General features: G+C 65.5%; 14 protein-coding genes. 7 read left to right on the top strand and 7 right to left on the bottom strand.

The features are described 5' to 3' along the window. From ACFSOX_RS23160 to ACFSOX_RS23135, 6 genes are all read right to left on the bottom strand, one after another. The coding region (locus tag ACFSOX_RS23160) for a DNA-binding protein (RefSeq protein WP_378480183.1) at positions 1 to 665 on the bottom strand (665 nt) is incomplete at its 3' end. A gap of 915 nt (positions 666 to 1,580) precedes the next feature. Continuing rightward, positions 1,581 to 2,591, bottom strand: a complete 1,011-nt coding sequence (locus ACFSOX_RS23155; RefSeq protein WP_111111100.1) for a replication protein RepA — start codon at positions 2,589 to 2,591, stop codon at positions 1,581 to 1,583. A 257-nt stretch (positions 2,592 to 2,848) separates the two neighbouring features. Beyond that, positions 2,849 to 3,118, bottom strand: coding sequence for a CopG family transcriptional regulator (locus ACFSOX_RS23150; RefSeq protein ID WP_111111096.1), 270 nt, complete (start codon positions 3,116 to 3,118; stop codon positions 2,849 to 2,851). Positions 3,119 to 3,132: 14 nt separating this feature from the next. After that, positions 3,133 to 3,792 carry a nucleotide-binding protein gene (locus ACFSOX_RS23145; protein WP_111111094.1) on the bottom strand — a complete coding sequence of 220 codons (660 nt, stop codon included), beginning with the start codon at positions 3,790 to 3,792 and terminating at the stop codon, positions 3,133 to 3,135. A 127-nt stretch (positions 3,793 to 3,919) separates the two neighbouring features. Further along, on the bottom strand, positions 3,920 to 4,219 hold the full coding sequence (locus ACFSOX_RS23140) for a hypothetical protein (RefSeq protein ID WP_170132857.1): 300 nt from the start codon (positions 4,217 to 4,219) through the stop codon (positions 3,920 to 3,922). Then, positions 4,216 to 4,881, bottom strand: coding sequence for a recombinase family protein (locus ACFSOX_RS23135; protein ID WP_077189557.1), 666 nt, complete (start codon positions 4,879 to 4,881; stop codon positions 4,216 to 4,218). The genes ACFSOX_RS23140 and ACFSOX_RS23135 overlap by 4 nt, the downstream gene beginning before the upstream one ends. Positions 4,882 to 5,276: 395 nt before the next feature. Here ACFSOX_RS23135 and ACFSOX_RS23130 point away from each other — a divergent pair, with 395 nt between their 5' ends. The 7 genes from ACFSOX_RS23130 (at position 5,277) to ACFSOX_RS23100 (ending at position 11,263) form a co-directional block, all read left to right on the top strand. Beyond that, complete coding sequence (locus ACFSOX_RS23130) at positions 5,277 to 6,233, top strand: DNA cytosine methyltransferase (RefSeq protein WP_008786764.1); 957 nt, start codon at positions 5,277 to 5,279, stop codon at positions 6,231 to 6,233. Then, entirely contained in the window at positions 6,233 to 7,096 is an 864-nt protein-coding gene (locus ACFSOX_RS23125) for an NgoMIV family type II restriction endonuclease (RefSeq protein ID WP_111111090.1), read from the top strand. Before ACFSOX_RS23130 ends, ACFSOX_RS23125 begins: the two co-directional genes overlap by 1 nt. A 3-nt stretch (positions 7,097 to 7,099) precedes the next feature. Then, complete coding sequence (locus ACFSOX_RS23120; protein ID WP_059318886.1) at positions 7,100 to 7,396, top strand: hypothetical protein; 297 nt, start codon at positions 7,100 to 7,102, stop codon at positions 7,394 to 7,396. A 10-nt stretch (positions 7,397 to 7,406) separates the two neighbouring features. Then, a complete protein-coding gene (locus tag ACFSOX_RS23115; protein WP_111111088.1) occupies positions 7,407 to 7,826 on the top strand; it encodes a very short patch repair endonuclease in 420 nt (139 codons plus the stop codon). Between the two features lie 3 nt (positions 7,827 to 7,829). After that, complete coding sequence (locus tag ACFSOX_RS23110; protein ID WP_224776056.1) at positions 7,830 to 8,297, top strand: helix-turn-helix domain-containing protein; 468 nt, start codon at positions 7,830 to 7,832, stop codon at positions 8,295 to 8,297. A 150-nt stretch (positions 8,298 to 8,447) separates the two neighbouring features. Continuing rightward, complete coding sequence (locus ACFSOX_RS23105) at positions 8,448 to 10,859, top strand: type IV secretory system conjugative DNA transfer family protein (protein ID WP_378480182.1); 2,412 nt, start codon at positions 8,448 to 8,450, stop codon at positions 10,857 to 10,859. Positions 10,860 to 10,870: 11 nt separating this feature from the next. Continuing rightward, positions 10,871 to 11,263: a hypothetical protein gene (locus ACFSOX_RS23100; protein ID WP_241167527.1), complete on the top strand. Its 393-nt coding sequence runs from the start codon at positions 10,871 to 10,873 to the stop codon at positions 11,261 to 11,263. An 84-nt stretch (positions 11,264 to 11,347) separates the two neighbouring features. Here ACFSOX_RS23100 and ACFSOX_RS23095 read toward each other — a convergent pair. Further along, on the bottom strand, positions 11,348 to 11,894 hold a 547-nt coding region (locus ACFSOX_RS23095), incomplete at its 5' end, for a thermonuclease family protein (RefSeq protein ID WP_378480181.1).

Genomic DNA, 11,894 nt, shown 5'->3' with positions numbered 1-11,894 from the left:
TCGGCCGCCGGCTGGATGCGGGCCAGCAGTGCGGCGTTCTGTTCCTGGTGCGCCGTGAGCTGCCCGGCCAGGCGCGCGGCTTCCTCGCGGACGCCTGCCAGTTCCTCGCGCGCCTGCTCGGCGTCTTGGTGCGCCCTGTCCAGCTCCGTGCGCAGCTCGCCGGCGCGGCGCTCGATCTCCTGGGCGCGGGCCTCGGCGGTGTGCGCCTGTTCCTGGGCGGCGGCCAGTTGGCCGCGCAGCTCGTCGGCTTCGCCGCGTGCGGCCGCTTCGGCCGCCTCGATGGACGCCAGGCGGGATTGCAGGTCATCGACCTGGGCGGCCAGGCGGTCGGCAAGCTCGGTCGCCTCGGCCCTGTCGGCTTCCAGCTCGGCGCGGGCCTTTTCCAGCCCCTCCCGCTCAACGGCAAGCCGGGCGTTCGCCAGTTCCAGGGCGATGCTCCACACCTCGGCCCCGACCTCGGCCAGCCGGTCGGCGACGGCCTGGGGCGCTGGCTCGCGTAGCGGCGCGGCGGCCGTGGCCTGCCGAGCCTTCCATTCGTTCAGCGCCGGGGAAATGGTGGTGTAGCTGCCGCCGGTGCGCTGGCGGATGGCCTCAAGGGTGGGCTTCTGGCCGGCGGCGGCCAGCTCGTCAGCGGCGGAAAAAATCTGCTCTTTGGTCACGGCCATGATGCGCTCCTGTAAAAATGTAGCGTTGTAGTATGTTGTATAATATTACTACATACTACATTTTACAAGTATACGGGCAAAATACTACGCGCCCGCCCGGCCAGTTCGGCCGCTGCGCACCTGGCCCGGCGGATTCCGACCGCATAGGAGGCCCGTAGAGGCGTTTTTCGAGGGTCGGACGGCCCAACCCTGGCCTTGGGCGTGATCGTGCGTCCTGGGCGCGCTCCGGCGGCGCTGGGGGCCGATGCCAACCTTGACCAGCCTCGCCATTTCTAGCGATGCCAGATCCAGGTTGACCATTTGACTCTTGAGGGGCGGCCCCTCTTCTTGGCGTCCAACCTTGCGGCCTTCCGTCCTGTGACGCTGTTGGATCGAGGCGCAGGCGGTCGGCCTGCCCCATCTTGCTGACTGCCTTTTGCGGCCGTTGAGCTGCTGGGATGCTTGATCTTGGCGGAAGCGGGGGAGCTGCGGCGGGGGGGCTGGTAGATCGGCCCCCCTGGGGGGGCCTCGATGAACGGGAGGGGGAGCCGCCGAAGGTGGGGGAACCCCGGAGGGGTGCCCCGGCCGTTAGGCCGCTTGGGCGTTTCGGTTCGCGCTGTCGGTTGAGTTTTCCACTGATTTGGCCTGCCAATTACAGGCAAATATTTATAGGAAAACTTAAAGGCTTAACCGTACCGGTTTAGGGGGGGTCTGATCTAACGACCCTGGGGGGGTCTGATCTATCGGAGAAAACAGGGGGTGGGGGGGTCTGATCTATCGGAGCGGGGGGGTCTGATCTATCGTGGATAAGTGCGGCTATCCACAGGGTTTATCCCCAAGATTGGCCGCCAGGAGGGGGCATCGGCCAGAAACGACGCGGCCGCCTTGATCGGGCGGCCAGTGTGCTGCGTGTGGGGGGGTCTGATCTATCGGAGTTTAGCTAAACTTCCCGCCGTTCTTAGGGGCAATGGGCGGCGGGGAGCCAAGCAACAGCAGGCCACCAGTGACGGGCTTCACCTTCGCTTGCGGATAGACGGTCAGCACCTTCTTGAGTGCCGGCACAAACTTCTTCTTGAAGTCCTTGTCTGCATCCTTCCCGGTGTATTCCTGGGCGAACTGCTCCCGCAGGGACTTCCAGTGCAGCGTTACGCCCCTGCCCTCGATGCGGTGCAGTCGGTGAGCCAGCCAGGTGTAAACGTCCAGCGCAAGCGCGGAACCTTTCAGGGCCATCAGGGCGCGATTGTCCAGCGGTACGGCGCTATCCATCAGCGAGTTGAAATAGCCCTCTGATAGAACCATCGTGCCGGGCCAAAGCGATTTCTGCTGCGCGTCGCCATTCGCCAGCCAGGCATCGAACTGTTCGACGGGTTGGCCGTTGTAGGTGCGCCCCTTGAATCCAAGTTGCAGGCGGCAAGCGGCCAGGGCGTGCATTTGACGGCGCAAGGTGGTGTAACGCGCTCCCTGGTCATCCATGCCCATGAGCCGCAAGAACTCGGCCGCGCTGTCACCGATGGGGATTTCCCGCGTGTTGTCGCGCTTGGCGTAGCTGGACACCCAAGCAAGGGCCAGGCGTGGCATGACGCCATAGGGGATAGGTTGCAGCACCGGCCCCCTGCCCTCGTCCAGATAGCCGGCCTGCACATTGACCCAGGCCGCGCCAGACTGGCGCATGAACTCGCGTCCATCGACCTTCGAGCGAGGCAAACCGACCTGGCACAGCACGGCATGGGTGAAAGCCATGTCCTCGCCGCTCGGCGGGTTGGTGGCGATCTCTGCGCCGGCCTCGATCAACTTCTGGTCTTGCTCGGTCAGGATGATGCCGGCCGGGGTGATCTTGGCCCCGGCGCGGGGCTTCCTGGTCTTGTCCTCTGCCTTGGCCTGCGCCTTCACGATCAGGCCGCCCACCAGGTCGCCAATCTGCTGCGGGCCGTTGTTGCGCTTGGTCATGTGTTCTCCCCTTACCTGCTGGGCCGCCGCCACGGTGCCGGCCCTATGGGCTTCACGCGGCCGGATTCGAGCGGCACCAGCCAAATGCCATTGAGCCGCCACGGTGCCGGCAAACCGAGCTGCGCGTTTTCGCGGGCCGCTTGGGCCAGGTTCTGCGCTATCCGCTCGGCCTTCTTCGCCCTGGTTTTAGCCGCTAAAGCGGCGCAAATGCTCATGGGTTGCCCTTGGATATTAATTTCATTCTTTATGAATGTCGTTTAGCTCTGGAAAATATCGCCTTCCAAGGCGCGGAAAATCGCCATGTTGATGACGGCGGCGCGGGCCTGGCCGGTGCGCTTGGCGACCTCATCGACCTTGCGCAGCAGCTCGGGCGCAATGGTCAAGGTGATCTGCCGCTTGTGCCCCTTGGGGATGCCCTTCTCATAGGCGGCCGCCGGTTCGGCCTTGCTGGCGTCGGGTGCCCCCTGGATGAAAGCATCCTGGGCGGCGGTTGCCGTGGCGGTCTTGGGTTTGCGCTGTATTGACATGCTAAAAACTCCCGTTAGGCGATTTGTTGGATATTAAAAAGCGATGAAACGAGACTATCAATCTCGGCTATCGCCTTCGGGTCGCGGGGGGCCAGCTCGGACACGGCCAGGCCCGCGCCGCCGGCATTACTGAACGCTTTGCGCCGCCGGATCGGGGTTGCCAGGTACTCGAACTGTGGAACCTCGGCCACGGCTGCCGCCGCGTCGGCGTTGTCGGCCGAGTGCTCGCCGGGGTCGGCTTGGTTCATCACGGCGAAGGCGCGCAAGCCGTCGCGCACGCTCCGGGCCTCATCCACCAGCGCCGCCATGTCATCGAGCGCCCACACGTCATAGGAACGCGGCGCGAACGGCACCAGCAGCACATCGGACAAGATCAGCGCCGCCCGCAGCGCGGTCGAGTCGCGGCCGCCGGCATCGATGATGATGTCCTGCCACTTGTCCCGCTGCTGCTGAACCTGGCCGCGCAGGGCCGGGCCGTCCGCGTATTGCGCACAGGCAATCCCCGGTTGCCGGCCACTCTCGGCCCGCGCGGCGATGGCCGCCGCTGCCGTGCCCTGGCGGTCGCCGTCGATCAGCCACACGTCGCGCCCTGCCAAGGCGCGGGCGATGGCGAGCTGAACGGCCAACGTCGTCTTGCCGACGCCGCCCTTGGTGTTTCCTACTGTAATAATCACATTGGCACCTCAGAAGAATATTAACTGACAGTGCCTAATTGTGCCGACCCGGCTCGGTTGCGTCAATAGGGTTAGCGCACTTTTTGAACGTTCTTTTAATATTAAAAGCGACCGTTAAAAACGGTCTTTAGCGGCTAAAGTCCTGCGCCTCCCATAGCGCCCGATAGGCCGCCTCGTCGGCGGTCGGCTCGCGGTCGAGCTGTTCCAGCAGCCAGGCCACGCCGGCGGCCATCGCTTCGTCGTGGTCGAGATACCGGCCATCGAGCGCGGCATACATACCGCCTTGCCTGGTGGTCACTTCCCAAGCCTGGCCGTCATGGGTGCGGCACACGGCATAGGCGAAGTAATCCCCCTTGGCGTCCATCTCGTCGTGGGCTGCTTGCAGCTCGGGCCGAAGCGGGGGCAAGGGATAGTGTCCGTTTCTCATGCCTTCATGCCCTCCTGGTCGCCGGCGGCCAGCGCGTCGGCCTCGGTCAATGCGTCCTCAACAAACGCGCCGCGCCGGCGGGCCTCGGCCTGGCTGGTTTCCTGGCCGCGCAGCGCCCGGTAAAGGGTTGCCCGATGCACGCCCAGCAGCTCGGCCGTTTCAGCCGCCGTGCGGCCAGCGCCCAGCAGCTCGCGGGCATGATCGACCTGGCCGGGGGTGAGGGTAGGGCGGCGGCCGAACTGCACGCCTCGCGCTTTGGCCGCCTCGCGGCCGTTCCTGGTGCGGTCGATGATTAGGGAACGCTCGAACTCGGCGATGCCGGCAAACACGGTCAGCACCATGCGCCCGGCTGGGGTCGTGGTGTCGGCCCACGGCTCGGCCAGGCTGCGCAGGCCTGCGCCTTTCGCCTGCAACTGCTCGGCAATGTCTAGCAGGTCGCGGGTGCTACGGGCCAGCCTGTCCAGCCTCGTGACCGTCACCACGTCGCCGGCGCGTAGGTGGTCGAGCATCCGGCCCAGCTCCGGCCGTTTGGCATGGGTGCCGGTGATCTTCTCGGCAAAGATGCGCGTGCAGCCGGCGGCGTGCAGCTCGGCGCGTTGGTTCGTCAAATCCTGGTCGTCGGTCGATACCCTGGCGTAACCGATCATCGGCTTGTCTTTCATGGTGCGCCCTTCGTTGCAAATATCGTCGCAAATAATAGACCATTTGCGACTGACTTTTGCAACGCGATGACGCCAGAGAAAAGGGCAGGGCGGGGCGTGTCGCAAAAATTAGGATTTACGCGACACGGCCGGCTAACTTTTTGGATACACAAATGTGTATCCATGCAATAATCCGCCGTTATGTCGAGCAAAGACGTTGGCCTTCGTATCCGTGTTGGAAGGGAACTCCGCGAGGCGTTCCAAGGGGCCTGTCTGGCTGAAAACCGGAAGGCGTCGGAAGTGCTGCGCGAGTTCATGCAGGCGTTCGCCGACAAGCACCAAGGCGGCTTGCAGCCGGATATGTTCGCAGCGTCGCCAGCCAGAAAGCCACGTCAATCAACCAAGAGAAAAGCGATATGAGCCAATTCAATTCTTTGGAAATGTGCGCAGGGGCAGGGGGCCAGGCGCTCGGCCTGGAAATGGCTGGCTTCGATCATGCGGCCCTGGTCGAACTGGAACCGGCCGCGTGCGCCACGCTGCGGCTGAACCGTCCCGCCTGGAACGTCATTGAGGACGATTTGCGCCGCTTCGATGGCCGCCCCTATCAAGGCATCGACCTGGTAGCTGGTGGCGTGCCTTGCCCGCCGTTCTCCAAGGCCGGTAAGCAGCTCGGCGCGAAAGATGAGCGCGATCTGTTCCCCGAAGCTATCCGCCTGGTCGACGAGTGCCGCCCGCAAGCGGTGATGCTCGAGAACGTGCGCGGCCTGCTCGATGCGGTCTTTGACGACTACCGGAACAAGGTCGAAAAGCAGCTCAAGAAGCTGGGCTATGTGCCTGGTTGGCGGCTGCTCAATGCCTCGGACTATGGCGTTTCCCAGCTCCGTCCGCGTGTGGTGTTCGTGGGCATCCGCAAAGACCTGGCCGCCGGGTTCTCCTGGCCGGAACCTCTCAAGACTGAACCGCCGACTGTGGGCGAATTGCTGCACGATCTCATGGCCGCCAACGGCTGGCGTGGCGCTGACCGCTGGCGCGAACAGGCCAGCACCATTGCCCCGACCTTGGTAGGCGGCTCCAAGAAGCACGGCGGGCCAGACCTCGGCCCGACTCGCGCAAAACGCGCCTGGGCCGCCCTCGGCGTAGATGGCATGGGGTTGTGGGACGAGGCCCCGCCGCGTGACTTCGTGGGCATGCCGCGCCTGACGCCGCGCATGACGGCACGGATTCAGGGCTTCCCCGATGACTGGCAGTTCTACGGGCGCAAGACGGCCGCCTATCGCCAGATCGGCAACGCCTTCCCGCCGCCGGTCGCTGCGGCCGTGGCCCGTCAGATATTCGCGGCCCTGTCCGTGAAGCGCATTTTCAAGGTGGCGTGATGACGACGGCCGCCGGCTTCGTGGAAGCCCGCAAGGCGTTCCATGCCTCGCTGCTTCAATCAACCCTGACCATCAACAGCGCGGGGGTGGTCAGCAACGCCGACAGCAGCAACACGACGAGCAAGGCGATTGCCAAGGGCATTGCCGATCTGCTCAAGGCCGAAACCATCGGGGAGCGGATCGCGGGCCAGACCTCGGGCAACCAGTTCGAGGGCATTTGCGCGGCCTTCGTGCAGGAAACCTTCCTCAAGCTGGGGCACCTCCGCCCCGGCACCTGGGACGTGCATCAAGTCTCCGGCCGCAATCGCTTGGAAATCGCCCGGTATGAGCAATACGCGCACCTGGTCGCCCTTGACCGGGCTGCCAAGGCCGATGCCGAACTGGCCGCCGCCCTGGGAAGCGACTACACCATCACGCCGGATATCGTGGTCGTGCGCGACACCGAGGACGACAGCGCCATCAATGCGCCGGCGTGCCTGGTCGATGACAGCGTGACCACGCTTGCCAGCCTGCGGAAGAAAAACGGCGGCCTGCCGCTCCTGCATGCAAGCATTTCCTGCAAGTGGACGATCCGCAGCGACCGGGCGCAAAACGCCCGTTCCGAAGCATTGAACCTGGTGCGCAACCGCAAGGGCCGTCTGCCGCATGTGGTGGTCGTCACGGCCGAACCAACACCGAGCCGCCTGGCATCTATCGCCCTGGGCACAGGGGACATTGATTGCGTGTATCACTTCGCCCTGTATGAGCTGCAAGCTACCGTGAAAGCCCTGGGCATGGACGATGCGGCCGACCTCCTGGCGGTGATGGTCGATGGCAAGCGCCTGAAAGACATTTCAGACCTGCCGCTTGACCTGGCAGTGTGAGCCATGACGGCCGGCCAGCGCGAACAGGACGAGGCCGCCGGCGGGCCTGAGCGGCGCGAGCTGCGCCTAGCCGATGGAACGGTCGTCACGGCCTCGGTAGCTGCCCGGCACTATTCTCGCTCGCATCAGTTGTACGGCTATCTGCAATTCAAGGCCCACGGAAAGACCGTTACCAAGTACATCGGCCGCGTGACGGCCGAAAGCCGGGCCGAGTCCCTGCGCCTGGGCTGGGAGCTGCTGCGCTCGCGGAAGCTGGTCGAGTCTTTCGGCTGGTCGTGGGTCGTGAAGCGGGGCAAGTAGGGGCCAGCGCATGGGGATGAACCGCAGCGAGAACATGCGGCGCATCCGCAGCAAGAACACCGCCCCGGAAATGGCCGTGCGCCGCCTGGCGCATGGCCTGGGCTACCGCTACCGGCTGCACCGCAAGGACATTCCCGGCAAGCCCGACCTGGTGTTTCCCGGCCGCCGGAAAGTGATCTTCATTCACGGCTGTTTCTGGCATCAGCATCCGGGGTGCAGGGAAGGGCGGCCGCCCAAGTCGAATGCCGCCTACTGGCTTCCCAAGCTCGAACGCAACATAGAGCGCGACAAGGCCGCGCTTGCGCAGCTCGCCGCCGCTAGGTGGGAAGTGCTGGTGATTTGGGAGTGCGAAACCAAGAACCATGAGGCCACGCGCCAAGCCCTGCTAGATTTCCTAGGGCCGCCGCACCTGGCCGGAAAGGGGCAATAGGACATGGGCAGGAAGAAAACCGAAGAAGCGATTGCAGATAGCCGCGTCGGCCGCGTTGCCGGGCCGTTCGGCTCGGTCGATGAGCTGCTGGCCGATCTGAAAGCTGACGACACGCCGGAGAACCTGGAAAGCTGGCTGCATGAGAAGGCCGGCCCAGCCTACGACGCATTGAAGGCCGACCCGGCCCGCGCCGTCACGCCCGACCAGGTACGCCGCACGCTCGATGAGCTGCTGGCCGAAGCCGAAGCATCCGGCCAGTATCCATTGCCGCCCGAGCAACGCGAATGGGTGGATGCGCCGGCGGTCGGCCATGAAGTGCTGACGCCCTATGACCCGGCCGAGTTCCTGACCAGTGCCGAGGCCGTGGCCGCATTCCTGGCCGACGCCGAAGCTACGGCCGACCCGGCCTATATCCAGCACGCCTGCGAAGTCGCGGCGCGGGCCAGGGCCATGCACGGCCTGGACGGGTAGGGCTGGCCAGCATCGCCATTTCTGACGGTGCAGGCCCGGAAGCGAAAAGGGCGGCGACCTGGCCGCCCTTGCTGTTCCTGGTTGCCTCTACAAGCCCGCCACGGCCAACGCGCGGCCGATGGGCACGGCCTGGGTGAATGGCCCGGCGCTGTGGCTCACAAGGCCCACGGCCTCGCCCCGGCCATTGACGACAACGCCGCCGGAGTTGCCGCCCGCTATGGGCGCGTCGATCTGCAACATGCCCGCCGCGCCAATGAAGCGAACCTGCAAAAGCTCGACATTGGGCAGCAGGATTTGTCGATGGCGACGAATGCCGGAGACTGGAAAGCCTACCGCGCCAAGTGGGCCGAATTGCTGCCCGTCTTGAAGGAAATGGAAGCGGCCGCCCTGGCAAGCCGGAACGCCGTTGGCGCAGCGAACATCCTTAGCCTGTACCGCTCTGATCTCGGCCTTTTCTTGCAGAATGCCGGCCTTGGAACAGCGGCGAACCTGGACGATTTCAGCGCCCGGATTTCCGGCGGTCTGGACGGCCAGCGCCCGGCGGCGGCGGCTACCGCCGGCGTCAATGTGGTGCAGCAATCCGTGACGCGGGGCGTTGAGTTCGTGAAGGGGCTGGCAGCGGCGGAAGGCGACAAGGTTCTAGCGGAGTATCGCGGCCAGGTCGAGCAGAAGGCAGCGACGCGCCGGGAGCAGCTTTCCGGCAATACGGCAAGCGGCTATTTCGGCGGCTTCGCCCGGCGCATCACCGAAGTTTGGGGCATCTTCTTCTTCGTCCTGTTCGTGCTGATGCTCGGCGCGGTCGTGGTGGCCGTGAAGCGCAAGCAAAACCCGGTCACGCTGGCGGGCGCGGCCGCCCTCGCCTACCTGCTGCCGGGGTCGGCAATGGTGCTGGCGTTCGTGCTGGTTCCCTTCCTGCCGTCCTGGGCCATGATCGCGGCAACCCTGGTCGGCACCTATGCCATGTATGCGCAGGGCGGCCGCATCTGCGGCGCGCTGGCGTCCAAGCTCGGCGAAGGTTCCACCCTGGGCCATCGGCTGCGCGTCCTGGGGGCCTGGCTGGACAATCTGCGGGCCGGATTGCAGGGCGAACCGGGCGGCGCTGCCAGCATAGGCGCGGCCGCCGTTCAGGCCGCTTCCACGCCCGGCGTGCAGCCGGTCACGCATGGGTCGGCCAGGTGGGGCACGGTCGCGGAAATCCGCCAGGCCGGGCACCTGGCCGCGCCCGGCAAGCCCGCCGGTTTCGCCCTGGGCCGGGTGGCCGATGCGCCCGCCGGCCTCGATCAGCGTTTCCGCTTTACCGGCCACGTCGTGACGGTCGCCCCGACCGGCTCCGGCAAGGGCATTGGCGCGGTGATTCCGAACCTCCTGGACTACCCCGGCAGCGCGTTGGTGCTGGACGTGAAGGGCGAAAACGCGGCCGTGACGGCACGCGCCCGCCGCGAGCTGGGGCATAAGGTTTTCGTGGTCGATCCGTTCGGCGTGACCAAGGGCGAGGCGCACGCCTTCAACCTGCTGGATCGCCTCGATACGAGTGACCCGGAATGCGTCGGTGAATCGGCCGTGCTGGCTGACTGCCTGGTGATTCCAGACCCGAAGGGGCAGGCGCACTTCGACGAGTCGGCCCGGACGCTGCTGCAAGGGCTGATGCTGCACGTTGCCGGCCTGGATGAAGGCCGGCGCAATCTGCCCGAAGTGCGGCGCATCCTGACCGCCGGCGAGGAAGTGCTTTTTGAGACCCTGGCCGAAATGGCCGCCGACGAAAAGGCCGCTTTCGGCCTTCCGGCGCGGGCGGCAAACACCATCATGGGGATGCCCGACCGTGAACGCGGCTCGGTGATTTCCACGGCGCAGAAGAGCACGGCCTTTATGGATGATCCACGGATCGCGGCGGCCGTGTCGCGCTCCGATTTCAACCTGGCGAACATGAAGGCCGAACTGATGACGGTCTACATGGTGCTGCCCGCCAACAAGATCGGCCCCAATGCCCGCTTTGTCCGGGCCTTCATCGGCTCCGTGATCGCGGCCATCACGTCGAGCACCACGCAACCCATGCACCGGGTCGCCTTCCTGCTCGATGAGTTCGGCCAGCTCGGCTACATGAAACAGATCGAGGACGCGGTTAGCCTGATGCGCGGCTACGGCCTGGCCTTCTGGGTGTTCATCCAGGACTTGAGCCAGTTGAAGGGCGTCTATCCAAAGTGGCAAACCTTCCTGGCGAACAGCGCCAAGTCGTTTTATGGAACGGACGACTACGACACGGCCAAATACATCAGCGACAGCCTGGGCAAAGCAACCATCGAGTTCGAGACAGAGAACAGCGGCCGCAACAGCGGCACCGGCATTTCCGGCGGCGGCGGCTCGATGAACAGCGGCAAGAGCAAGGGCACAAGCCAGCAGTTCGCCGGGCGTGAGCTGCTGACGCCTGACGAGGTGATGCGCCTCGGCCCGGAAAAGCCGATTGTGCTGGTCAAGGGTGAATATCCCTACCTGCTCGACCGGCTGAACTACCTGGCCGATCCCGAGTATGCCGGGCGGTTCGATGCGAACCCCTACCATAGCTGACGGGCGCGGCCATGTGGGTTTTCGTCGTCATCGGTTATCTGCTGCTGGTCGGCCTGGCCGCCTGGTTCGGCGGCGGCGCGGTGATGACGGTCGCCGCCGGCGGCTTCGTCCTGGCCGTGGCGCTCTGGCTGCTCGATGGCCTGCTGGCCGATCTGCTGCGCGGGCCGCTGCGGTGGCTCGCCAAGCCCTTCCGGGCGCTGGCCTCGGCCCTGGGCGTCCTGATCGTGCTGCCGTTCATCCCCGGTATCTTCCTGGGGTCGTTCCTGGTCGAACTATTCCGCCGGCGGCAGCGCAAGGCGAAACCCGGCCGCCCTGCCCCGGCCACGCCGATGCAAACCGCGACGCGGCGCACGGCGGACGTGATCGACCTAGCGGCCTTCCGGCGGCGGCGCGGCGGCCAGTAGTTTTTCAGCGGCTAAAGCCGCCCCTCAAGTGTCAATATCAGCCCGATTGATGCACTGTTTTTAACATTAAAAACAGTGCATTTCCTATCGTTTCGCCCTGTATTCCCACGGCGGAACCGGCGCAGGATCGCTCCATAGGCCCCGCCGGGCCGCCCTCGCCTCGTCCTGGATCGCGTAGAGGCTCCGGTCGGTCGCATAGCGGTCGAAAACCCATGCCATGCCGCGCCGCACCTGTTCGGCGTTGGCGTCAATGCCCGCGCAGCTCACGCGGCCAATGGTGCGGCCGTAGCGGTCGCGCCCGCCGTCCTCGATGGCGGCATCCCGGCCGTAGCAAAGATCGGAAAGCGATTGCTTCGACCGCTGGCCGAAGGGCTGCCGCTTTTCGGGCGCGTCGATCTCGGCAAGCCGGATACGGTGCTGCTGTCGGCTGGCGTCCAGAATGGTGAGCGTGTCGCCATCGGCGACGGCCACCACCCGGCCGCGCAGCTCGCCGGCGTGGGCGGTTGTCGCCGCCAGGATGACCGCGAACGCGGCCAGCCCTGCCCGCATCACTTGCGCCCCTTCGGCTTGTCCTGGTCGGCCGCCGGCTGGATGCGGGCCAGCAGTGCGGCGTTCTGTTCCTGGTGCGCCG

It is taken from the genome of Rhodoplanes azumiensis (assembly GCF_042682915.1).
Taxonomy (GTDB): domain Bacteria; phylum Pseudomonadota; class Alphaproteobacteria; order Rhizobiales; family Xanthobacteraceae; genus Rhodoplanes; species Rhodoplanes azumiensis.
This window is presented reverse-complemented; position numbering and strand designations above follow the sequence as displayed.